The sequence below is a fragment of the Mycoplasma procyoni genome (assembly GCF_017052595.1).
GTDB classification, from domain to species: Bacteria; Bacillota_I; Bacilli_A; order Mycoplasmatales; family Metamycoplasmataceae; genus Mesomycoplasma_A; species Mesomycoplasma_A procyoni.
Window position 1 is genome coordinate 1 of record NZ_JAFIDB010000004.1, and the last position, 23,680, is coordinate 23,680.

Below are 23,680 nucleotides of genomic sequence, written 5' to 3' on the forward strand. Positions count from 1 at the left end.
ATCATTAAAGCTATTTCTTTCTTGAATTTTGTATGACATTTTTCCTCCTAATATCATTATAAATTATGATACAAGTTCTCGAAAATTACTATCTAATTCTATGCGACAAAATTCATGGTATTCTATAAAATAATTTATGCTAAAAACAAATTTTTATGTGGTATCATTTATTTATTGGAAGATGGTCGCCCCTTGGCGGTACTGGGTATCTTCGACTTAAATGACGAATACGCAGAACAGTGAAAGCTTGCAGCAATGTGAGCTTTTTAAATTAAAAAGCAATAGATGTGCGTCCTAATAATTTTAATATAACAAAAAAATAAATAAATTTTTTGATAAAAATTAGTTTAAGTGATAGAATTTAATTATTGGAAGATGGTCGCTCCTATTGCGGCTCAACGTATCTTCGACTTAAATGACGAATATGTTGAACAGAGAAAAGCTCGCTTTTTAGCGAGCTTTTTAAAATGCTTTTTTAAAAATTTGAATTAATGTTTTAAAATCATCTTGAATAATTTTATTAACTGATTTATTCTCTTTTGTTATAAAAAAATCAAATGAACATGGTATAACACCTTCATTGCTTGAAAAGAAATAGATGAATTTACTTTGCTCAAAAGTTTTAATTCTAATCTGATAATCCTTTTTTAAGAGTTCTTTTCTAATAATGTCATTGACTTCTAAAATATAAAAGTACTGAATATTTTTTGAATGAGCTAGAAAATTTCTTAATCTTGATGTAAATGAGATAACTCTTTTTATTTTACTGGAATAAATGTTTCTTTTAAAAATTTCAAATTTTAAATTCTTTTTCTCTTGCTTAGATAAAAATAAATTATTTTCGTTTAAGAGGTTTTCTAATAGAGTTTGTAGATTCCCAAAACTTAAGTTTTCAATATCGAATCAAATGTAATTTGAGTGATGTTCAATTTTTGATCTAAATTTTAAATATTCTTCTTTATTTACTCAGATAGTTTCTAAAAAATCAAGTCATTTATCATATTGACCTTTGAAGGTTTCGACTTCTGTAACAGAGATTCATTTAGCAATGAAATTAGCTAAAATACTTTTAATTCTTTTTTCCAGTTTTAAAATGTTAATTAATAAATAATCAGAAAACTTTTTGTTGTTTTCATTAAAATTTTTGAGTTTATCAAAACTAAATCAGTTTTTGTAAATGTGATCTTGATTTTCATTTGTTTTGTAAAGGGATTTGAAGAAATTATGGTACTTATTTTGACCTTTTCAGTTTTGAGTGATTTGTTCTCACTCAATCTCTTCATTGTTTTTAATTTCTGCAAAAACTGGTTTAAAAGGAGTGAAAAAATGTACATAGTTGTTTTGTTTTAGATAGATAATTATCTCTTGTTCTTGGTCTTGTTTTGTTTTCATATTTTTGACTTTTTTTAGTCTTTTCAATTGCTGTTCAAATGTTAAATATTGTTTCATTTTAATCCTTTCTGGAGACTATTTCTCCATCTAGAATAGAAATTTTTTGCCAAAAACGGCCTAAAAAAGAAAAATTTGGGAAAATTTCCAGAATTTTTCCTAAATTTTTCCTTTAAAAAACAACACTTTTAGTTGTATTTTGTTTTTAAGTCCTAAAATAAAAGCTATATCAATAAAATTAATAAATTACAAAAAATCTTTACAAAAAATGATAGAATTTAATTATTGAAGGATGGTCGCCCCTTGGCGGTACTGGGTATCTTCGACTTAAATGACGAATACGCAGAACAGTGAAAGCTCGCAGTAATGTGAGCTTTTTAAATTCAAAAGTAATAAATGCTCATTCAAATAATTTTAATATAACAAAGAAATCAATAAATTTTTAATAAAAATTAATTTAAGTGATAGAATTTAATTATTGGAAGATGGTCGCTCCTATTGCGGCTCAACGTATCTTCGACTTAAATGACGAATATGTTGAACAGAGAAAATCTCGTCTTAAAGGCGAGATTTTTAAATTAATTTTTTATGTTTAATTTTGAAATTTTAATTTCAAGCAATTTGGTTATCAAGATCAAAAAGCTCAAAAAATGACAAAAAAACGCACAATTTTTTAAAGAATTAAACGTTATGTGGTTTTGTAAAAAAGTTAGTTGTATAATTTTAGTGTAACAATAACTAAAAAATCAAAATAAATAATTTAAGATTTTATTAAGTTTAGAATTGATGTTATTGTTTTAGCAATAAGAAACTACGAGGTGTTTATGCAACAAAACAAAAAAGTTAAACTTTCTACAAAAATTAATTTAATTACATATTGGATTTTTTCTCTTGTAATTATTGCGGCTTATATAATTTTTACGATGATTTTTAAAACTTGAAAAAACTATTCATTTTTTCTTAATGTAACACTAATTTCCTTATTTATCTTTTTCCTTTTCAATTTTTCATTTATTATATGGATAAAAAAACTCAAAAATAAAGAAGTTCCTGTAGGATTGAAAATCTGAGAATATATTCTGTTTTATTTTAATGATCAAAAAATTCCTACAACAAAAGAATTAACAGACAAAAATATTAGAAATCTCAAGACTTTTGTATCGATCTTTTATGTATTGCAAATTATTTATTTATTAGGTACTATTGGAACTGTGTTTGTCTCACTTTTGGTGGCAGCAGAAAATAAAGAAATTTTCAACATTAGTTCTTTTGTTTGTTCTGTTTTTCTTTTCTTTAACACAACATTTTTAATTCTTTTAAGAAAAGTTTGTCAAGTTTATATTGGAACAAATAGACAGAAACAAAAAAGTGATTGACTTTTCTTCTTTTATTAAAAAACTTACTAACTTGAATTTGGTTTAAAATTCAAGTTTTTTTTCATCAAAAATACAGAAATTTTCTGTATTTTAGAATTAATTTTAAAAGATAATCAGATTTTTTATTACCCTTAAGAGCATCATTAATATTTAATCCCTTATTAAAAGTCAATTATTTTCTTTTAAAAAAGTAAAAAAGTTGTATAATTCAAAAGCAATATATGGAGATAATAACTGCTCAAAGGCTTAATTCGTTATTTGAATATATTTTCATGATTATTGCACTTACAAATAATAAAAGGAGGTGTTAATGAATTCTTTTAGACAAGAAAAAGAGAATATCGTTGCTGAAGTTAAATCTACTTTAGAAACTCACTCATCATTAGTTATCGCTGAGTACCGTGGATTACACGTTTCAGAATTTGAAGAACTAAGAAAAGAACTTAAAGCAGCTGGTGTTAAAGTTAAAGTTTACAAAAACAGACTTTTCAAAATAGCAGCAGATTCTTTAGGATATTCAGATCTAAATAGTTCATTAGTTGGTCCAAACGTATTTGCATTTGGTTCTACAGATGCAATTGCTCCAGCTAAAATTATTGCAAAATTTGCTAAAAAATACCCAGCATTACAATTTAAAGCCGGGATTTATGAAAACTCAGTTATTAATGCTGATGAAGTTAAAAAAGTGGCATCTCTTCCAAGTTACGAAGAAGCTCTTACAATGCTTGCATCATCATTGATGGGTTCATTAAGACAATTATCAGTTGGACTAAAAATGTTAGTCGATGAAAACAAATTATCATCAGAAGGAGAAAAATAATATGGCTAAATTAACAAAAGAATCATTCATTGAATCTTTAAAAGAAATGAACATTAAAGAAGTAATGGAATTAGTAGAAGCAATGAAAGAAGAGTTTGGAATTGACCCTTCAGCAGTTGCTGTTGCTGCTGCTCCTGCTGCAGAAGCTGCAGAAGCTAAATCAGAAGTTAACGTTACACTAAAAGGTGACGGTGGACAAAAAGTTAACGTTATTAAAGTAGTTAAAGATGTTCTAGGATTAGGACTAATGGAAGCTAAAAAACTAGTTGACTCAATCCCAGTTGTTATTAAAGAAAACGTTAAACTTGCAGAAGCTGAAGACATCAAAGCTAAACTAGAAGCTGCTGGTGCTGAAGTTACTTTAGGATAATAATATTCCATACTAAACAAAATACTCAAATTTATTTTGAGTATTTTTTTCATTTATAGAAAATGTGCTAAAATTAAATAAATGCGGGGGTGTAAAGGCTTCGACATGCATTGATGAATATAGAACTCAGTGGTGTGGCAGACCATAATTGCTTCTAGGCTTTTCTAAACGGAAAAGAAAACAAAAAAGAAGCAAACACATTCATGTTTGCTTCAAACTCATCAAACCTAGCTTTCGCTTAAGAAACTAGTCAACTTTAAATATTCCCCTGATGTTTAAAGTTGTCGTTTAAGGGGTATGTGAGTGGATTTAACTAAAACTCAAAGAATTTCAGTTAAATAAAGTAATTTCTTTTTGTTGATTACAGACTTATTTTATTATCAAAAATCAACTAAACTGTAAACTCCTATATAAGTTGATGTGTGGACCCGGGTTCAATTCCCGGCATCTCCACCATTTTTTATTTTTTCATTTTGTAAAGATTTTCTAGTGAAATTTTTGTGTCATAAAAGAAGACATTTTCAGCATTTGGATCATTTTTTTCGCTCACACGATAAGTGATTTCTTGTGTTTTTTCATCAAAACTTAAGAAGTGGTAATAACTTCTTTTGAATCCGCAAGATAAACTCTCTTCTTCATCTCTTTTCGCTTTAGTTTCAAAAATTTCATCAAAATCTTGTTGTATTTGTTTTAGTGAATAAATTTTTTCCATAACAAAATTATTTTAGACCAAAAAGTACAAAAATTGACTAAAAAATTAAAAAAAGACAAAAATTACAAGCTTTTTTCATCTTTTTGATATTATTGCACATTTTTTCATTTTTGTTGTATAATTGCTATAAATAAGATTATCAAATTCGGGAGGATTTATGGATAGACCACATGGTAAAAAAGTTATGTCTTTCTTAGTTCAAAAAGACATAAAAGAATTCATTAAAAATAAAAAATTTCTAAAACCAAAAGAAATCCAAGAAAAATTTAATTTAACAACTTCAACAATCAGAAGATACTTAATTAAACTTGAAGAAGAAGGATTTGTAAAAAGACCTTTTGGTGAAGTTATTTACAACGAAAAAAGAAATTACATTGATAAAGTTGCTATTGAAGAAGTAAAAATTAATAAAGAAGGAAAAAGAGACATTGCAAAAACAGCAGCAATTCTTGCAAAAGAATATGTTAATGTTTATGTGGATAGTGGTTCAAGTTGCTTCCATTTATTAGAATTCTTAGATCCAAGTGTTAATTTATATACTAATTCAATCTATAACGCAATGCGTGCAATCGATTTAGGTTTTGAAAAAGTTAATATTATTGGTGGGCAAATCAAAAGTAAAAGTTTAGCTACTGTTACAACAGACTTAAGAAGCTTAGACAACATGAAATTTCAAATTGCGTTTTTAGGGGTTAACGGAATTGATGAAAATGGACGTCTAACAACACCAGATATGGTACAAGGAATTATGAAAACATTTATCGCTGATCACTCAGAATTAGTTGTAGTATTAGCAACAGAAGAAAAATTCGGATATAGAACATTCTATGACTTTACACCAAAAGATCGTTCAATTCTTGTTGTAACAGATTCTCAAAAACAAAGAGAATACGAATTCTTAAACATCATCAGAGTTAAAAAATCTGAAGAAGATGAAAACAAAGAAAAAGAAACTCAAGAATAAAAATATAGTGGTATAATATTGCCATGAACGAAATTAAAAAATTAAAACAAATTCAAGCAAGTTTACAAGTTTTTTATCAAAAACTAAATAACATTCACTGAAACATCGAAGGTGTAGAATTCTTCGAAATTCACGAAGAAACAGATTCTCTAAAAGAAGATGTTCAAAAATTCATCGATGAAATCGCTGAAAAAATCGTGATGAAAGGTGAATTAGCTTTAGGAAGCTTTAAAGAAGTTTTAGAATTAAGTTTAATTAAAGAACTTCCAACACAAGCTTTCAAATACGAACAAGCAGCTAAAATCATCACAGAAGACTTAAATGTTTTATTAACAGAAAGTGAATCATTTGAGTGAACAAAAAGAGTTCAACCAATCTTTGATGAAGTGCTTTTATCATTTGATAAATGACTATGACAGTTCTCAAAACTACTTGCTAAATAATCTGCTTTGGCGGATTATTTTTTTATTCACTTTTTTGAGTGTTAATTTTCAAGTTTTGGTATAATTTTCAATATGAATTTTTTAAGACTAGGAAACTTGAGAATCAAGCTTTACAAATTCATAAGTTTAGACTATACAAACTTACGTTTTTTAGCGATTGAATCCTCTCAAGATATTTTCGATAATTTCCCCATTCCGCTTCATTAGAGAAGGATTTTTTCCTTTATATAATGAAGTCTCAGGCAAATTAAAGTTATAGAAAGGTTTTTTATTTTACATGCAAAAAGAAAATCAAAAAACTCTAATTGAACTTATCAAAGTAGATAAAGAGTTTGGAGAAAAAAAAGTTTTAAATAATGTTAACTTACAAATCAAAAAAGGAGATTTTGTAACATTATTAGGACCTTCAGGGTCAGGAAAAACAACCATTTTAAGGTTGATTGGTGGTTTTGAGTGAACCACTCGTGGAGAAATCAAATTTGATGGATTAGACATCAAAGATTTACCAGCAAACAAAAGAGATGTTTCAACAATCTTCCAAGATTACGCTCTTTTCCAACACCTGACAGTTTCAGGAAATATTAAATATGGACTAAAACTAAAACGTTATCCAAAAAATGATGTTAAACAAGAAGTTTTAGACAAACTAGAATCTTTAAAAATTGAATGATCTAAACACGCACAACAAAAAATGCAAGAGTTAGACAAACAACAAAAAGAATACAAAGATGAACTAAACAACACAAGTTTATCTTCAAGAAAAAAAGTTAAAATCCAAAAATGATTGGATGATTCTGATTTCAAATACTCATACTGAGAAAACTACACAAATTCTAAAGTAGAACACTACACAAAAAGACACCTTACAAGAAAAATTACCAAACAAGAAATGGAACAAGAAGTTAAAGAAATGATTCAACTTGTTGGACTTGAAGGAAATGAAAACAAAAACATCAATGAACTTTCAGGAGGAATGAGACAAAGAGTTGCTCTTGCTCGTTCATTAGTTATCGAGCCTGAAATCTTACTATTAGACGAACCTCTATCAGCGCTTGATGCAAAAATTAGACAAAAAATGCAACAACTTTTAAGATCTGTACAACAAAAATTAGGACTAACATTTGTTTTTGTTACTCACGATCAAAAAGAAGCTTTAGAGCTTTCAGACAAAATTGCAGTTATTAGAGACGGAGAAATCGAACAATACGATTCCCCAACACACATCTATGACTACCCAGTTAACAAATGAGTAGCAAACTTCATTGGAGACTCAAACTTCTTTGATGTTGAGTTTATTGAACCTGGAAAAGCAAAAATTATGAATCACATTGTTGAAACAATTCATACAGAATTTGCTAATGGAGAAAAAGTTGATGGTTTAATTAGACCTGAAGACATGATTCTTTCCAGAACTCAAAAAGGACACTACTTTGGTAAAGTTGTTAACTCTACATACAAAGGTTCTTACTACTTTATCGAAGTAGAAGTTGGTGATAAAAATATTTTAGTTGAAACAATTGAAAACTTTGAAATCGGTGAGGAAGTTTATGTTCACTGAACAAAATCTTCACTACACTTAATGAAAAAAGACCGTAAAGGATTTTAGTGTTTTCTAACTTTGTTAAAAAATTAAAATCTAATCTTAATCCAAGATTATCTTTAATTTTACCTTATGTACTATTTTCACTAATTTTTATCATTTTACCTTTAATTCTTTTAGTTGTTAAAGCTGTATCACCTTTAACTACAGATGAAGGACAACAATTTAACAACCACTTATTAATTCAGCAAAAACAAACATGAATAATCATGCTTAGATCAGTTCTTTTAGGACTTGGAACAGCATTTATTTGTTTAGTTATTGCCTTGCCTTATGCTTTCTTTGTTTCAACAGCAAAATCAAAAGCACTTAAGGTATATGCTATTTCTTTAATGGTTTCACCATTGATCATCTTTACAATTGCAAAAACATTCTCACTTAGAGCACTTTTTGTAACAATGTTTGATGAAGCAAGCTTAAATAACTACTGATTTATGCTTGTTGGTCTTGTTTTCTTAAACTTACCATTTATGATCATTCCGCTTTATACAGTCTTTAGAGACATGCCTAAAAACATTTTAGAAGCATCTGCTGATTTAGGTTACAATAAAGCTCAAACACTACTAAAAGTTGTACTACCTTATGGACTAAAAGCAATTTTCTCTGGAATCGGACTAGTTTTCTTAATGGCTGCAACAAGCATCATTATTTCAGATAAATTACTTCCAAACGGATCACAAAACCAACTAATTGGTAATGTTATTAATGTTAATGCTAACCCTTCAAACCCATTTGATTTAGCAAGAACATCTTCACTTGTTTTAATTACAATTATTGTAATGATGGCTGTTTATGGCCTTGTGTATTTATTCCCAATTATTATTATGAAAATGAGAGGAGTAAAACATGACTAGATTCATTGACTTTCTTAAAAAACACGAAATCTTAAGAAAAAGCTACATCTGAATAATCTTAATTTTATTCTACATCCCAATTTTTGTTGGTTTAGTATTCTCATTTAACAAACCATCAGACAAAGACTTAATTTCAACTACCTGAAACACATTTAGTTGAAAAGGTTACCAAGATCTTGGATCTCAAGACAAACTATTAGCTTTAGCAAACTCATTTATCATCGCAGTTTCTACAGCACTAATTGTTATTATTATCTCTTTAGTTACTGTTTTTGCTCTTTGAAAACAAAGAAACAAAAGTGCTAAAGTTTATCTAAACACAACATCAAACATCCCTTTAATTAACCCTGATGTTATTACAGCTATTTCACTAGCAATCCTTTTAACTCTTTTCTTTGGAGTACTAAAAGCAACAGAAGAAGGAATGATTAGAGCAATCGTTTCTCATGTGACAATGACTCTTCCTTATGGAATTATGTTAATGTTCCCAAGAAGCGAAAAATTCTCTAAAAACCTTTTTGAAGCTTCTTTAGATTTAGGTTATGGAAAAATCAAAACCTGATTCAAAATCTACTTAAACTACATGCTTCCTTCAATTTCTTTTGTTTTTGTAATTGTTGCCTTTTTATCTTTTGATGATTTCATCATCACAAGAATTACATCAAACGCCTCAACAATTGGAGTTGAACTTTACCAAGGAACATTTAAAACTTGAGCTCTAGCTTTAGGAGCAATTATGTTAGTTATTACAATTTTAGGAAATGCAATTTACATTTGAAACAAAACTGTAAAAGCAAGAAAAGGAGTTAAAAATGGCTCTGTCTAGAAAAGTTAAAGTTGCAATTGCTTCTTCAGTAGTTGCTGCTGCTTTAGTGGGTACAGTTGCTCACATCAAAACCAAAAACCACTTCAAACCTAACATTTGAAACTACCAAGCTTACATGTCTAAAGAATCAATTGAAGGATTTTCAAAAAACTTTAGTTATAAAGAATTTGGAGATGTTTCAGAATTCTCAAAAGCAATTGAAGACAAAAGAGCAATTGCTGGAGTTGGTTCAGATTTCCAAATTGCTTGAATGGCTCAAAAAGAGTTAATCAGAAAAGTTGACTTTGCAAGATTATTTAAATCAAACAAAGCACTTTCAGAACAATTTGCAGTTGATCCTGACAAAAAACCAGAAGAAAATCTTGCAAAAAGAAGAGCTGCAATTGCTTCAATTTTAAGACCTGAAACTCTTGCTCACTTAGATAACTACAATGCCTTTATGTACAAAATGGGTTCTAAACAAAAAGGAATTATCGACGTTGACGGAGATGGTCTTCAAGATCAATTATGAGAATTTGTTGTTCCTTATTTCATCCAAGATAAAGTAGTCGCTTATACAACAGGAGACTACGACAACAACGGAACTCAAACACCTTTAAGACAAGCAATCACAACTTGAGATGATGCTAAAAAACAAGACATCAGAGAAAACGGAATCAAATTCCCAAAACAAGATCTAGTTTCTATTGCCAAAACACTTCGTGAAAACGGTTATAAATACTTTGAGTGAACAGAAGCTATGCGTGATAATTTACTTGCAGGAAGTGAATTAGTAAACGATCCAGAACTCAAAAATAACGGTTATACAGGAGTTGTTGATTCTCAAAACTACATCAAACAAATTGATAAATATGTTGAGCTTGTAAAAGAAGCAACAGGACATGAATTATCAAACACAGAAATTAACTCAATTAAATCATCTGGTCTTGAGCTACTAACTGCTCTAATCGATCCTAACGTTAAAACAGAAGTAGGATTTATTTACAACGGAGATGCCCTAGATGCTCTTAATGGTAGCGATAACTTCTCTTCTTTAGAAGATGGAACCACATTAAGAGTTATCCGTCCAAAAAATAACTTAACCCTTTTAGATGGTTGAATTATTACAAAAGATGTTGATGATAATTTAGTAAATCAATTCATTGATGATCTTTATGAAAACTTAGTTAAGGGTGAAGATTATTCAGTAGATGAGTTAGTATCAGAAAGCTTGCAAAAAGTAAATTACAACTTTGTTAAAGAAGATGATAAGTTTGTTGAGAAAAAAGGAAGAGGATTCAAACTTGATTTTTCAGCCCTTCCAAACCTTAACAACTTTGATGCTGTAAACTATACACCAGCCTTTAAATCAACTTATGAATACTTCGAAAAATTCTATTTCAATGATGCAATTAAAGAAGTTAAAAAATCAGAAGATGATGAAGAAGCAGAAAGTGTATTAGTAGATGCAAATGATGAAATCATTTCAGCTCTACCTTCATATCAAAACATCAAAGTTGAAACTTCAGAAGGTTCAACAATGCTTGCTAAAAACATCTACAAATCACAACCTAAAAAACAAACAATCAATGGACTTGAAGTTAAAGAAGACACTCCAGAACAAGAACAATATGAAGTTGTTTATAAATTCATTGTTCCTGTAGGAGAAAGTCTTAACTCAGAAATCAAAACAGAATACAACTCAAAAACAAAATCCTAATTTTACAACATTGCAATTAGTTGCAATGTTTTTTATTTACAGGGATTTTGTGTTATTTTAGGAAAAAATAAGAGAGTTTTTTAAGTTTGAGAAGTTGAAGAAATATATACAGAAAATTTGCCTATTTTAATTTAAGCAATAATTAAGACAAGCAATTAAAATACAGGTTTATACTATTTAATATTGCTCAAAATGGTATATAATTTAAATATAGAAAAAGGAGAATAAATGACAAAAAGAGAATTAATAAAGAAAATAATTAAAAAAAATGAAGGTTTTATAAGTTCTAAAGAACTGAAAGAGAATTTAATACCTTATAAATTGATTAATGAATTAGTAAAAAAACAAGAACTTGAAAAAATATACAGAGGTTTATGATTTGACTGAAATTACACAAATTATGACGAAACTTTTATGTTTTTAAAAGATAAAAAGAACTATGCATTAAGCTTCCAAAGTTCTTTGTATCTTCATGAACTTACAGACAGATTGCCTTTTAAAGAGGAAATTACAACTTTTAATAAAAACAAAACTCTTTTAGAAGAAAAATTTAATATTCACAAAATTAAAAAAGATAATTTTGAATTAGGACTTGAGAAAAAGAAAACAATTTTTGGAAACAAAGTCAATGTATACAACATGGAGAGAACCATGTGTGATATTACAATTGATAAAGACAACCAAGATCCAGAAATATTTGAAAATGCTTGATTTTACTACATTAATAGCAAAAATAAGGACTTAAGCAGACTTAAAGATTATGCTCTAAAATTAAACTGTTTAAATGAAATACAAGCAATTTTAGATAGCTTTTAAAACAAAGGAGAAAAATGAACAAAGAAATATTAAACAATAAACAAAAAGAAGAATTTATAGATTATGTAATTTATAAAATTTTTAGTAATAAAACTTACAGAAATTCCTTTGTTTTAGAAGGATCTCTTTCTCTTAAATTACAAGGTTTAAAAGTTGAAAAGATATTCTATAGACTTCCTAAAGATATGGATTTAAATCTGGTAACTATCAAAGATTTTCAAAAAAAGATGATAAATGTTTTACAAGAAGTTTTTCAAGATGACAAAGATATTAAAATTGAACTAAAGGGACAATTTGCTGAAAATAATACAGAAAAATGAAACAACTTCATTATAAAAAACAGCAAATCCAATTTGAGTATTGATTTAATCAAAGAACAAGAAATATTTGATAAAAAAGATGTAGAATTTTTAACATACAAAGGTTTAGTTAAAGTAAATGTTTATGATATAGAAAAGCAATTTGTTTCTAAACTGGAACAATTTATTAAAAACAACGATATTAAATACTTTTTAGATTTATGCTGAATACTAAATTCTTTTGACATAAATGATAATAAAGTAATTCTGTATATTAACAAAATAATATATAAAACTTTTAGTCTTAAAGAATTAGAAAATTTTATTTCTAATTTTGAAACTAACACAAAAGAGAACTTAACATTTAATATTTGAGAAAAACATTTAACAAACAACAAAATAGATTTTTGAACCAACACCGAAGAAGTGTATAACTTACAAGTTTTTAAATTTTTAGATTATTTAAAAAGCATCATTTTGAAATTAAAAAAGGAGAATAATAATGCTTAAAATTGCTAAAAAATCATTGCATTTTACATACAAGCAAATATCAGCAGCAACAAAATACAATAATTATTATTTCAATAATTATGTGGATGATGTTGAGTTTTGATACAAAGATAAAGAAAAAGAGAATAGAGTTTTATACATTACAAATAATCCTGAAAAACACCTTTTATCAGGAACTTATACTTATCCTGAAGATATTATTTATGTTCCTGGATTTGATGCTTCAGGTTTAAGACAACTTGAAAAAGCTGACAAAATCTATGTTTGATTATACCTTTTAAAATTCTTAGCAAATGAAAAGCTTAAAAATAAGCACAACATTTATTTTTCAGCCTGAGTCTTTATTGATTTAGTTCAAAAAGGCGAACTGAAAAAAGACTGAAATAAAATAATAAAAACAATCAAAACAAGATATAGTCATTTTCAATTTTCTAAAAAAGAAATTTATGAGTGATTTACTATTTTATTAGGTCGTGATATAAGTTATTTAAACACAGAAATTGATTGATAATTTGTTTCTAAAGATAATTGAATATCTTTGTTATATTAAAATATAACATTTTATATAATTCAATTAGGAAACTCTATAATCAATTTAATTTTTCTTTTTTCTTCTATTTCTTGCTTTAAAATAATATAATTTTAAAGAAGAACTTAATTTGATATAGAGGAGAAATGACAAAAATTACAAAGAAACAACAGAAAAAACAGGACTTTTTGGACTATATTGTCTACAAAATTTTTAGCTCAAAATATAGTGATAACTTCATTTTAGAAGGTTCAGAAGCTATTTTAATAAAATCACAAGATGAAATAAAATCAAAAAAGGTTTTCTTTAGATTGCCTGATGATTTAGACTTAAATTTAATCAGCATCGAAAAACACTATCAAGCTGTTTTTGATTTAATTAAAGACATTTTTAAAAATGATTCTCAAATTCAAATCAAACTCAGAAAAAATAATTTTGATAGAAATAACCATCTTGTAATTTCTATTTCTATTCCTTTTAAAAACAGTATTAGTGTTGATATTATTCACGATCAAAATATCTACAAAATAGAAAAAGAACCGTTTGTATACAAAGATCAAACAATTTTAGTAAACACTTATGACATTAATAAATATATTGCTAATAAAATTGTTTCATTTAGAAAAGTTCCTAATGAATCATTTAATAAAAGCGAACTAAATCATTGATTGGATCAATTTGAATCCAACAAACAGAATCAAATTACTGTCGATCTTTGGTGATTGGTTCTTAATTTCAATTTTGATCACATTGTAGTTGCTCAATATTTAGAGTTGATGTTTAAACAGAAAGATTTTAAGTCTCTTAAAATAGACTTGAGTGAATATTTGGATTACATCATAAATTACTTGAGTTTAGAAATTACCAAAAAAGGATTAATTGAGTTTTTAAACAACAGAAGGATGCTTGTGTTTTTTGAAAGTTTTGATCAAAACTACAACTTCTTTATTTCAATACTTAAAAAAATTAGATTGGAGTTAAATGATGTATATAGATTTCATTAAACAAAGAAACAAAAAGATAAATTACATTAATCAAAATCCCTGAAACAATATTTACAAAAAACTGGGTGATTTTGATGTTAAATTCTTTTGTAAGCACGAAGATAGCCAAAAAGCTTATTACATTACTAATAATCCCGATAAACAGCATTTTTCAAAATCTTATTTAATTAAAGACGATGTAATTTTTATTCCTAATTTAAAGAAATTAAAACTTGATTTTATTGATCGTTTATATATTCATATGTATCTATTAAAATTTTATGCAACAACACCACAAACTTCTTATTATCCCCAAGATCAAAGTTTCAGTTATATCTTTGATTATTCAATTAGAGAAGATTGAGCTAAAATTTTAAAAAGACTAAAAAGAAGATATAACGAATTCAGTTCTGAGTTCAATATTCACAATTTATACAAGTGATCAAATAAAATCGAAAATGAAGAATGAGAAATTCCAGAAACTTCAGAAATTTGGTAAGCTTTTTTAAAAAAAGCGATAGAATGAAATTGACTAAAATATTGATATATTCAAAATAAGGAGAAAAATATGACTCAATTACAACAAGAAGAAACAAGAGAAGTTAAATTCCCAATTAGTCTACAAATATTTTATGAAAGAATGATTACCTCTAGCTCATCAAATGGTTATGCTCTTGAATCTGGCGTCGCCAAATGCTTGAGGAAGTATATGTTTAAAGAAAACTTTGATCAATTTTTATTGAACAAAAAATTAAAAAACTTAAAACCCAGAGAAATCATTTTAGAAAGCGATTTTGAAGATTTTTCAAACAAAAGAAAATTCATTAAAATGTGAATCGAAGAATGTGTTAGAAATCACAATTTAGAAGGAGAATTTTCAATTAATGATTTTGAACAAAAAATGAGAGAAGGTTTAATTTTGGTAAAGAAATAATCTAAAACAAAGGGAAAAATCAGTATTTTAGTCAAAAAAACAAAAAGGAGAAGAAATGAAAAAAGTAGAAACTAAAATAATAGAAATGTTAAAGGAAGTTATTGAAGAACGAACACTAAACAAAACACAAAAAACAGAAATTTTATATAAAAGAACACTTGAAGTTAAGTTTCCTTTAAGCCTTCAAAGGTTTTATGAAAACATGTATGTTTCAAGTTCTGTTCACGGTTATTCACTAGATACAGGAGTTGCAAAATGCTTAAAGATATATATGTTTAAAGATTCATATAATTTAATGTACCAAAAGAAAAAACTTAATAATCTTCAAATGAATCTAATTTGAATTAAGTCAGCTTTTGATGACTTTTCAAACAAAAGAAAATTCATTAAAATTTGAATCGAAGAATGCATTAAAGCTCATAATCTTAAAGGAGACTTCTCTATTAATGATTTCGAGCAAAAAATGAGAGAACGCAAAATTTTAGTGATAGAATAGTATAAAAATAAAGGAAAAATCGCTATTTTAGTAAAAAAAGAAAAGGAAAAGAAATGAAAAAAGAAGATAACAAAATAATAGAAAATGTAGATGAAGGAAGAATTGAAGTTAAGTTCCCTATAAGTCTTCAAAAGTTTTATGAAAATATGGGGCAGTATATTTCTATTAATGGTTATGGACTATCTAGTCCAAGCATTGCAAAGTGTTTAAAAATGTATATGCTTAAAGATTCTTATAATCTAATTTACCAAAGAACTAAACTTAATAATCTTAAAACACGTTTAATTTGAATACAAACACCGATTGAAGACTATTCAAACAAAAGAAAATTCATTAAAATGTGAATCGAAGAATGTGTTAAAGCTCATAATCTTAAAGGAGACTTTTCTATTAATGACTTTGAGCAAAAAATGAGAGAAGGCAAAATTTGAGTAAAAAATTAAAATAAAGCAGTAAACTTAGGAACTTATACTAAGTTTACTGCTTTATTTATTTTAGTTTGTTAATTAGTGACTTTTTCAACGTTTTCTTTTGGAACGAAACTAATAATGAGTTCTAAAGGGGAATCTGGCAGCGATTCATCAATATCATATACATGATTATAGGTTAATTCTTTAAGATTTATGATTCCTTCTTTTCCAATTTTAATTGGTTGATCCTGTCTTTTGTAGGTAAATAAGATAATATATTTTTGAAAAAAATCATCATTTCATGATAAGTTATAGTCTCACATTCCATCATATTCTATTTCATGCTCGTGTTTTGGAATTCAAGTATCAAGATAATACTTAACTTCTTTATCATATTTTTTTATCTTGCCGTTCTTTTCAATAGAAAGAGGCAAAATTGTTTTTAAATTGTAATATTTATTAAGATTCTTATACTTTTTATCCAGTTCATAATTATCAATTTTTTGAAGCTGATTAAAAATATTCATTTGTTCAGCGTTTACTATAGGTACAAAATAAGAATTTTTATCATTTTTTTTAAAATTTAAAAATTCAGGATCATAAAATTTTACTTTCTCTCCCTCTCAAAGTCATTTATAATAAGAGAATCTATTTGAAAATTCAATATCTTGCTTTTTTGTAATTACTTTTAATTTAAAAAAATTTTTTGTATTGACTGTGGTTGATTCTAAATCATCTTTTGCGCCTTCATATGCTTTTTTTACTTTTTCATATTGCATAAAATTGGCATATTTATCATATTCTTTATATTTAACACTATAGTTTCAATCATTTAAATCGACATTTTGATCATTTTTATCTTGAGACTGTTTCGAAGTTTGGCATGATACCAATGGTAAAACAGAAGAAACAAACATTGAGATTGCAATAATTTTCTTTTTCATATTAGTCCACTAAATAACTTAAAGCAACTTCATCATTTTCAACAGATGTGTTTGTTGAATTTTTAACAATATAAAATCTGTATTTACCATTTTTTTCAACATCGAGTTTTAAAATTTCTTTATTTGCATTTTTTGATGATGTTGATTTTATTTTGTTTCATTTCTTTTGATTAGAATCTCACAACTCTATTTCTATATTAAAATCAGTTAATTGATGAAGTTGTAATTGATTTTTAAAATAGTCTTTTCCATTGTTTTCTTTTAGAAGTTTATTATTTTTAGAGTAATTTTTAAACCCTTTAAAAAGTCAAGCTGCACTTATTGTTATACTTTGTCCACTTTTTAAATTAATTTCTTGGACAGTATCATCGATTTTTCCATTGCTTAAATTTGAATTTATTTTATATTCATTTAGATTTTCAATTGCTTTTAGTGCTCTTTTGTAGTTTATAATACCAGAGCCTGTTGATTTGCTATAATCATTACCTGTAAGTAAATCTTTTTTTCAATTATTAAATTTAACAGAAGATGCTCCGATAATTGAAAAAATGGAAGCTGGTTTTTTTCTAATTTTTTCACTATTTCTAATCAATTTTGAAATTACTCCAGCAACAAGTGGTGAAGAAAAACTTGTTCCTGCAATGTCGTCTTCAAGATTTTTTGAAATTTTAGAAAAATAAAACTTATTACCAGGGGCTGAAACTGTTATATTTGGAAAATCCGTTTCAAAATATTCATCAGTCGAATCGTCTGTTGAAAAGTTTGTTGCTCCACTTTTGTATTGCATATCAAAAGCACCAACCTTAAATGCATTCATTGTTAACTTCATAGATTCTAATTTGGTATTAACTGTTTTATTTTTTGAATTACCTGCTGAAAAAACAAAAACAACTTTATAATCATTAACAATTTTATCTAGAAAATAACTGAAGTCATCATAGTAATGAATACTTTCTGAAAAAGTATTAGTTAAACCAAAGCTTGCGTTAATTACTTCCACACCTTGTTTTATTGAAGAAAGAATATTTTTTTCAAACGTACTTCCTGAATAAAAATTTAATTTTCAAACATTTATTGTTTTGTCATCTGAAATTTTTATTGTTCTTAAAAGTTTGCCGTTATACATATATCCTGGGTCTATATCGAATAATTCTGCGAAGGTATCAACACCCTCTAAACCTACAGCTAATGAAGATGTCTCAAATTTATGTGAATAACTATCATTTTTTAATTTTTCTTCATCATAACTACCGTTAAGATTGTTGAATTTAAAATTAGGGTGATTTTGAATTTTGTTACTTTCTCAAATTCCAACTTTTGTTCTGTAAATATCTACAGGTTTATTTGTTTTTTTATCGATTTTTACTTTCGATTCATCCTTTATATCACCGATAAAATCTAGCTCTTTTTTAAAAATATTTTTATATTCGTGGTCTTTTAAATAATAGTACTCATTTTCCACTTTAGGAGTACTATAAGTTGAATATTGTTGTTTTGGTTTTGTATTTATTTCTTTTGGTTTTTTTCAAATGGTAGCACAATTACCATTTGCATCAGGTCTATCTAAACAAAAACTATCAATTACTTTTTGTTTAAATTCTTGAATATCCATCGAAGCTATAATGTCTTTGATTAAATAATTTTCAAATTCTGTATTTTTTAAGATATCTTTTAGTTGTTCTAAATCCTTTTCTTCAACTTCTATTGAAATTGTGTTTATAAGTTCTGAACTAAAAGAACTTTTTACTTCAATTTTATCACTTAAAATATTAAGAAGTTTTTCGAGATGTTCTTTGTTTTTTGATGTGTAAAAATTTATCTTTTCAAGATTATTCAATTTTTCATCCACATCATAATTAATATAGAACTTTATTTCCTTATTCTTATTTAGAGATTTTGAAAATTTTTCTAAATCTTCTTGTTGCACTTTTTCATTTTCAAAATTTTCTCCTTTTGTATAGTTTAAAAAGGTGTCTATAAAATCATAAATATTAAAATTATTAGCCTGTTCTTTCGTTTCGCTTTTATTTTGTTGAGAATTACCAACAAAAGACAAAGTGCTTAAAGGTATCATCGCTACTGATGAAAGCCAAAATAAACTTTTTTTACTTTTTTTCATTTTTCCTCCAATTAATTTTAGTTGTTATAAAAAAAACTTGTACTCTAAGTACAAGTTGTGCTAATTCTTCTTTATTATTTGTTTTAAATGTAGAATTAAACCTTACTTAGGGTAGTATAAAATTGAACATTATCAAAAATAATGAACTTAACCATAATATTACGTTTTTTATTAATGAATGTTTTCATAATACTACCCTTTCTTTTTATAACAAACTAATTATAGCATAAAATTTAAATCATTTTAAATAAATTTATTTTATGTTAATAATAGATTGCTAATAATTAAGATAATCAAACTTGAAAAATTTATAGTTTATTAAAAATACTATAAATTCATTCTTGAATCTCTTATTTTATAAAAATGGTTTATTATAAATGATAAAAATATATTCTTTATTTTTGTCTTGCAAAACCAAAAATATTAAAAAAAGCATTTTTTTGAGTGCTTTATCAACTAATTTACTTTTTTGAAAAAATTCTACTAAAAAAAGCAAAATAATAGTAAAATTTAAAAGAAAATTTTATATTAAGTATAAAAGACATAAATTAAATAGGAGACACAGTGAATATTACAGATAAAAGATCAAAAATGATCGCTACAATCGGTCCATCTACTCAGGACTATAAATTACTAAAAAAATTAGTAGAAAACGGAGTTACAACAATTAGAGCTAACTTCTCACACGGGGATTTCGCTGAACAAAATGCAAAATTCGAAAATGCTAAAAAAGTTCAAAGAGAATTAGGAATTCCAGTTTCAATTCTACTTGATACAAAAGGTCCAGAAATTAGAGTTGGAAAAATGAAAGATGGAGCTCAAGTTATTGAAGCGGGTTCAGAAGTTACAATTTTAACAAGTGCTAACGACTTCAAAAACTTTGAAGGATCATCAAAACAATTTTCAGTTTCATATGAAATGGACAAAGACCTTAAAGAAGGAGACAGAGTTCTATTTGATGACGGAAAACTACAATCAGTAGTTAAATCAGTTAAAAACGGTAAAGTTATCGTTAAAATGGTTAACACACACAAACTAAAATCAAACAAAAGAATTAACTTACCAGGTGTTGAATTCTCACTTCCTTTCTTAGCGGAAAAAGACATCAACGACGTTAAATTCGGAATTGAAAAAGGTGTAAACTACATCGCTGCATCATTCGTTAACTCAGCAGACAACGTTAGAGAATTAAGAAAACTATTAGTTGATAACGGTGGATCACACATCCAAATTATTTCAAAAATCGAATCACACGTTGGAATTGAAAGAATCGATGAAATCATCGCTGAATCAGATGGAATTATGATCGCTAGAGGAGATTTAGGATTAGAAATTCCTTACCAAGATGTTCCATACCACGAAAAAAACATCATCAGAAAATGTAGACTAGCAGGTAAACCAGTTATCGTTGCTACACAAATGTTAGACTCAATGGAAAACTCACCTCAACCAACAAGAGCTGAAGTAACAGACGTTTATTGAGCAACAGAATTAGGAGCAGATGCAACAATGCTTTCTGGAGAATCAGCACAAGGAAACTATCCTTTAGAATCAGTTCAAGTTATGGCTACAATTAACAAAAGAGCTGAAGCAGAATTCTACAACAAACTATTCTACAAAGTGCAATTAGCAACAGTAGCAAAACACTCAGCAGGAAAAAGAGCTGAAATTGCTCACAAACTAGCTCACCTAACAATTGAAGAAGATATTAAATATGCAATCGTTCTTTCAAGAACAGGTGAATTACTAAAAACAGTTGCTAAATTTAGACCAAATACAGCAATTATCGGTATTTTACAAAACGAAAAAATGATCGGTGGATTCGGTGTTACATCTTCAGTTTTCACATCTCTAGATTCACTAAAACTATTCCCATTAATTAAACAATCACCAGAAAAAGCAAGAGAAGCTCTAAAAGTTTACGGTGCTCAAAAAGGTGACAAATTCGTTATTGTTGAAAACGAAAAAATTACAAAATTCACATTCTAATTTCACAACTAAAACCCTCTTTCGGGTTTTAGTTTTTTTATTATATTAAAGTCCGAAAATCGAAGTTATTGCCAAAAACTCAATCAGTTTGTTATTTCAAGCAAAAATGACAAGCAAATCAAAAAATAGTGAAAAAATGGCCTTTTTTTGCATTTTTCAACTAAAAAAAAAAAAAAAAAACGATGATTTTTTGTGGCAAAGTTATAAAATATAAATATAAAATAAAGGAAAAATACGCAATGAAAAAATCAAGCAAAAAATATGTTAAAATTGCTGCTTTAAGCACATCAATTGCAATTCCTGCAACAGTGTCTTCATTGTTGTATTTTTCCAGTTCAGATAATTCAAACTCAATCGAAAAAACTCGGCTTATTAAGGACAACACAACTCAACTAAATTCAAATGTTAATCTAAATTTTCAAGATGCTACTGATTCAATTAGAGATAAAAACCTTAAGCCAAAACCTCAAGTTCCAAAAGATAAAGCAGTTGTTGTAGAACCTAAAGTTGAACCAACGCCAACACCAGAACCAAAAGAACCAGAACAACCGCCAAAACCACAAGAACCTCAATCACCCAAGCAACCCGAACCAGACCCAATTGAAACAGAAACAAAACCAGAACCACCAAAAGAACCAGAAAAAGAACAAACACCACCTCCAGTTGTTGAAGTAGCACCAGAACCGAAACCAAACCCACCAGCTTCTAATAACAATCAAGACACAGATACTAAAGTAATTGATTTCCAAGGAACTCCAATTGTTGTTAGAGTTAAAAAAGTTACAGAAAGAATTCAAGATCCAGAAGATATCAATTTTGAACTTACAAACAGAATTGATTATATGAGAGATATTTCAGACACAATAGTTTCAGTAAATGTAACCGATGAAATTCGTCAAGCCAATCAAAAAAGTGCAGCTCAAGCAATTTCTAAAAGAACATTCAATACAACTAATATTGAATATCTAACAGCAAAAAACACTGAATTATTTAATATCAAAGATTACATCCGACAAAATCAAACTTATTATCAAAAAGAATTTGATAAATTTAGAAGGTTGATTGAAAATGGTGATAAGGTCTATGAGTTCTTAAAACCTGAAGGTCAAAAAATTTATTATTCAGAATTAAAGAAAATTGAAGATAAAAACGAAAAATATGCTAGAATTATAGGTTATCTAGATCCAACTAAATTTACAAAAACATCTGAAAATGTAAATCAGTTTCTAGAAAAAGGACTTGTGATTGAAAATGACAATTCCGAAGTTTACATAAACGAAAATGGAGAACTTGACGCTTATGTATTCAGCCCACTAATCAACAAAGTTGTCGACAGTAGAAAACGTGACAACAGCGTTAAAAGAGTATTTGGTTATAACGATCAATACGGGAGAAATGCAGAAGATATCAAAGCAGGAGTTTATCGTGGTTGAAACTCAAAAGATGTTACAAACGACGCTCGCTTTTCTGCTTACAATGTTTCTAAAAGTGATGGTTTCACAATCAGAGAACTAACAAGACAAGAACCTCAAGAAGGTCAAAGAAACAAAGGTTTAGTAGTTGATATTGATGTTTCTAACGCTTCGGGATATTCCAAAACTCTTAATTTTATTAAACAAGCAAAAGCAAACAATCTAGAAATAACGTCTTACAGAATTAAAAATATCGGTCTTAAAGATTCTAATCAACAATTTTTTAAGATATTCAAAGAATTACCTGATAAACTACCACAATTAGAATTATTCTTTGAAACAGAAAACTCTGGAGCACTAATTGCTCTTGAGAAAAAAGAAATTGATGAATTATCTTTATACACAACAAGAAACTCACTAACAGAAGGATGATCGCTTAATCCTTTAGCTCTTAGAAAAACTGCTTGAGTAAACACAATTGATTACAATGTAAGTAGTGAATATGCTTTTAATTACAAACCAATCACCAGAATAACCTTTAATTCCCTTTCTTTTGAAGAAAGTGATTTAGGGCCAGAAAATTCTCCAAACCGCTTAACAAGAATTAACAACGGCTTAAGAATGGCTTATTTTGTTAGAAATAACGAAGCTATTTTCCAAGGAGGTTTAGGTCCTGGATTAGATCCAGATCACAACGAAGGTGGTAATAGTTATCCAACAGGATTAGACTTAAGCAGAGTTCCAAGCTTAAAATCCTTACGTGGTTTAATTTTTGAAGATACCAAAAAACCTCAAAATGGATTAAGAAAACTAAGAAGACTTGTTTTATACAACAAAGGACCAACATTTGAAATAGACGCTGATGAACTTAACAACGCCCAATTTAGCAAAATAATTGATACAAATCCAAGATTAATGCCTAAAAGTAAAATTGTTTTTAACAACAAATCAGAAACCAAAAACATCAGGATTATTTCTAAAAATGGCGTTAACAAACTCACGTCAGTTGGAATTTCAAATTTAAATACTTTAATCAACTTTAGTGATAATACATTTAGTTCTTCAACACAATTTAGTGTTGGTCAAAACGATGATGAATTATACAACCAACTAAAAGGTTTAGGTAAAAAAGTTGAAAAAGTAAGTGTGCAATATGTCGACGCTGATGTATTTGCATAAAGGAGGT

The 23,680-nt window shown here is 27.4% G+C and carries 23 protein-coding genes and 1 other RNA gene; 20 read left to right on the forward strand and 4 right to left on the reverse strand.

Going from position 1 to position 23,680, the window contains the following annotated elements:
• Nucleotides 1–462: 462 nt before the first annotated feature.
• On the reverse strand, nucleotides 463–1,449 hold the full coding sequence (locus JV122_RS01905) for an Abi family protein (protein ID WP_205842827.1): 987 nt from the start codon (nucleotides 1,447–1,449) through the stop codon (nucleotides 463–465).
• A 998-nt stretch (nucleotides 1,450–2,447) separates the two neighbouring features.
• On the opposite strand from JV122_RS01905, the gene JV122_RS01910 reads away from it, so the two are divergent.
• The 4 genes from JV122_RS01910 (at nucleotide 2,448) to ssrA (ending at nucleotide 4,411) form a co-directional block, all read left to right on the forward strand.
• On the forward strand, nucleotides 2,448–2,783 hold the full coding sequence (locus JV122_RS01910; RefSeq protein ID WP_205842828.1) for a hypothetical protein: 336 nt from the start codon (nucleotides 2,448–2,450) through the stop codon (nucleotides 2,781–2,783).
• Nucleotides 2,784–3,075: 292 nt separating this feature from the next.
• Complete coding sequence (rplJ, locus tag JV122_RS01915; protein ID WP_205842829.1) at nucleotides 3,076–3,585, forward strand: 50S ribosomal protein L10; 510 nt, start codon at nucleotides 3,076–3,078, stop codon at nucleotides 3,583–3,585.
• 1 nt (nucleotide 3,586) lies between these two features.
• On the forward strand, nucleotides 3,587–3,955 hold the full coding sequence (gene rplL / locus JV122_RS01920) for a 50S ribosomal protein L7/L12 (RefSeq protein WP_205842830.1): 369 nt from the start codon (nucleotides 3,587–3,589) through the stop codon (nucleotides 3,953–3,955).
• 85 nt (nucleotides 3,956–4,040) lie between these two features.
• Nucleotides 4,041–4,411, forward strand: a transfer-messenger RNA (tmRNA) gene (ssrA, locus tag JV122_RS01925).
• A gap of 4 nt (nucleotides 4,412–4,415) precedes the next feature.
• On the opposite strand, the gene JV122_RS01930 is transcribed toward ssrA, so the two are convergent.
• Nucleotides 4,416–4,667: a hypothetical protein gene (locus JV122_RS01930; RefSeq protein ID WP_205842831.1), complete on the reverse strand. Its 252-nt coding sequence runs from the start codon at nucleotides 4,665–4,667 to the stop codon at nucleotides 4,416–4,418.
• Nucleotides 4,668–4,824: 157 nt separating this feature from the next.
• Between JV122_RS01930 and JV122_RS01935 the strand changes: the two genes are divergently transcribed.
• The 14 genes from JV122_RS01935 to JV122_RS02000 all read left to right on the forward strand — a co-directional run bounded on the left by JV122_RS01935 (nucleotide 4,825) and on the right by JV122_RS02000 (nucleotide 16,063).
• Nucleotides 4,825–5,631: a DeoR/GlpR family DNA-binding transcription regulator gene (locus tag JV122_RS01935; RefSeq protein ID WP_240463426.1), complete on the forward strand. Its 807-nt coding sequence runs from the start codon at nucleotides 4,825–4,827 to the stop codon at nucleotides 5,629–5,631.
• Nucleotides 5,632–5,654: 23 nt separating this feature from the next.
• Nucleotides 5,655–6,074 carry a Dps family protein gene (locus JV122_RS04965; RefSeq protein WP_205842832.1) on the forward strand — a complete coding sequence of 140 codons (420 nt, stop codon included), beginning with the start codon at nucleotides 5,655–5,657 and terminating at the stop codon, nucleotides 6,072–6,074.
• A 277-nt stretch (nucleotides 6,075–6,351) separates the two neighbouring features.
• A complete protein-coding gene (locus tag JV122_RS01945; RefSeq protein ID WP_205842833.1) occupies nucleotides 6,352–7,680 on the forward strand; it encodes an ABC transporter ATP-binding protein in 1,329 nt (442 codons plus the stop codon).
• Nucleotides 7,680–8,528 (forward strand): ABC transporter permease, encoded by an 849-nt coding sequence (locus JV122_RS01950; protein WP_308699323.1) that lies wholly within the window; start codon nucleotides 7,680–7,682, stop codon nucleotides 8,526–8,528. The genes JV122_RS01945 and JV122_RS01950 overlap by 1 nt, the downstream gene beginning before the upstream one ends.
• Nucleotides 8,521–9,354 carry an ABC transporter permease gene (locus JV122_RS01955; protein ID WP_205842834.1) on the forward strand — a complete coding sequence of 278 codons (834 nt, stop codon included), beginning with the start codon at nucleotides 8,521–8,523 and terminating at the stop codon, nucleotides 9,352–9,354. Before JV122_RS01950 ends, JV122_RS01955 begins: the two co-directional genes overlap by 8 nt.
• A complete protein-coding gene (locus JV122_RS01960) occupies nucleotides 9,341–11,053 on the forward strand; it encodes a type 2 periplasmic-binding domain-containing protein (RefSeq protein ID WP_205842835.1) in 1,713 nt (570 codons plus the stop codon). Before JV122_RS01955 ends, JV122_RS01960 begins: the two co-directional genes overlap by 14 nt.
• 228 nt (nucleotides 11,054–11,281) lie before the next feature.
• The gene (locus JV122_RS01965; protein WP_205842836.1) at nucleotides 11,282–11,869 is read left to right on the forward strand and encodes a type IV toxin-antitoxin system AbiEi family antitoxin domain-containing protein; all 588 of its coding nucleotides are present in this window, start codon (nucleotides 11,282–11,284) and stop codon (nucleotides 11,867–11,869) included.
• Between the two features lie 14 nt (nucleotides 11,870–11,883).
• Nucleotides 11,884–12,678 carry a nucleotidyl transferase AbiEii/AbiGii toxin family protein gene (locus JV122_RS01970; RefSeq protein ID WP_205842837.1) on the forward strand — a complete coding sequence of 265 codons (795 nt, stop codon included), beginning with the start codon at nucleotides 11,884–11,886 and terminating at the stop codon, nucleotides 12,676–12,678.
• A complete protein-coding gene (locus tag JV122_RS01975; protein ID WP_205842838.1) occupies nucleotides 12,671–13,189 on the forward strand; it encodes a hypothetical protein in 519 nt (172 codons plus the stop codon). The genes JV122_RS01970 and JV122_RS01975 overlap by 8 nt, the downstream gene beginning before the upstream one ends.
• A gap of 164 nt (nucleotides 13,190–13,353) precedes the next feature.
• A complete protein-coding gene (locus JV122_RS01980; RefSeq protein WP_205842839.1) occupies nucleotides 13,354–14,211 on the forward strand; it encodes a hypothetical protein in 858 nt (285 codons plus the stop codon).
• Nucleotides 14,189–14,689, forward strand: a complete 501-nt coding sequence (locus tag JV122_RS01985) for a hypothetical protein (protein ID WP_205842840.1) — start codon at nucleotides 14,189–14,191, stop codon at nucleotides 14,687–14,689. Before JV122_RS01980 ends, JV122_RS01985 begins: the two co-directional genes overlap by 23 nt.
• 69 nt (nucleotides 14,690–14,758) lie before the next feature.
• Nucleotides 14,759–15,124, forward strand: a complete 366-nt coding sequence (locus JV122_RS01990; protein WP_205842841.1) for a hypothetical protein — start codon at nucleotides 14,759–14,761, stop codon at nucleotides 15,122–15,124.
• 55 nt (nucleotides 15,125–15,179) lie between these two features.
• On the forward strand, nucleotides 15,180–15,620 hold the full coding sequence (locus tag JV122_RS01995; protein WP_205842842.1) for a hypothetical protein: 441 nt from the start codon (nucleotides 15,180–15,182) through the stop codon (nucleotides 15,618–15,620).
• 53 nt (nucleotides 15,621–15,673) lie between these two features.
• Nucleotides 15,674–16,063, forward strand: a complete 390-nt coding sequence (locus JV122_RS02000) for a hypothetical protein (protein ID WP_205842843.1) — start codon at nucleotides 15,674–15,676, stop codon at nucleotides 16,061–16,063.
• 59 nt (nucleotides 16,064–16,122) lie between these two features.
• On the opposite strand, the gene JV122_RS02005 is transcribed toward JV122_RS02000, so the two are convergent.
• Together JV122_RS02005 and JV122_RS04970 are read right to left on the reverse strand one after the other, a co-directional pair.
• A complete protein-coding gene (locus JV122_RS02005) occupies nucleotides 16,123–16,974 on the reverse strand; it encodes a hypothetical protein (RefSeq protein ID WP_205842844.1) in 852 nt (283 codons plus the stop codon).
• A 1-nt stretch (nucleotide 16,975) separates the two neighbouring features.
• Nucleotides 16,976–19,093, reverse strand: a complete 2,118-nt coding sequence (locus tag JV122_RS04970; protein WP_205842845.1) for a S8 family serine peptidase — start codon at nucleotides 19,091–19,093, stop codon at nucleotides 16,976–16,978.
• Between the two features lie 564 nt (nucleotides 19,094–19,657).
• Here JV122_RS04970 and pyk point away from each other — a divergent pair.
• The gene (gene pyk / locus JV122_RS02015; protein ID WP_205842846.1) at nucleotides 19,658–21,082 is read left to right on the forward strand and encodes a pyruvate kinase; all 1,425 of its coding nucleotides are present in this window, start codon (nucleotides 19,658–19,660) and stop codon (nucleotides 21,080–21,082) included.
• Between the two features lie 239 nt (nucleotides 21,083–21,321).
• Nucleotides 21,322–23,673, forward strand: coding sequence for a putative immunoglobulin-blocking virulence protein (locus JV122_RS02020; RefSeq protein WP_205842847.1), 2,352 nt, complete (start codon nucleotides 21,322–21,324; stop codon nucleotides 23,671–23,673).
• Nucleotides 23,674–23,680 lie beyond the last annotated feature (7 nt).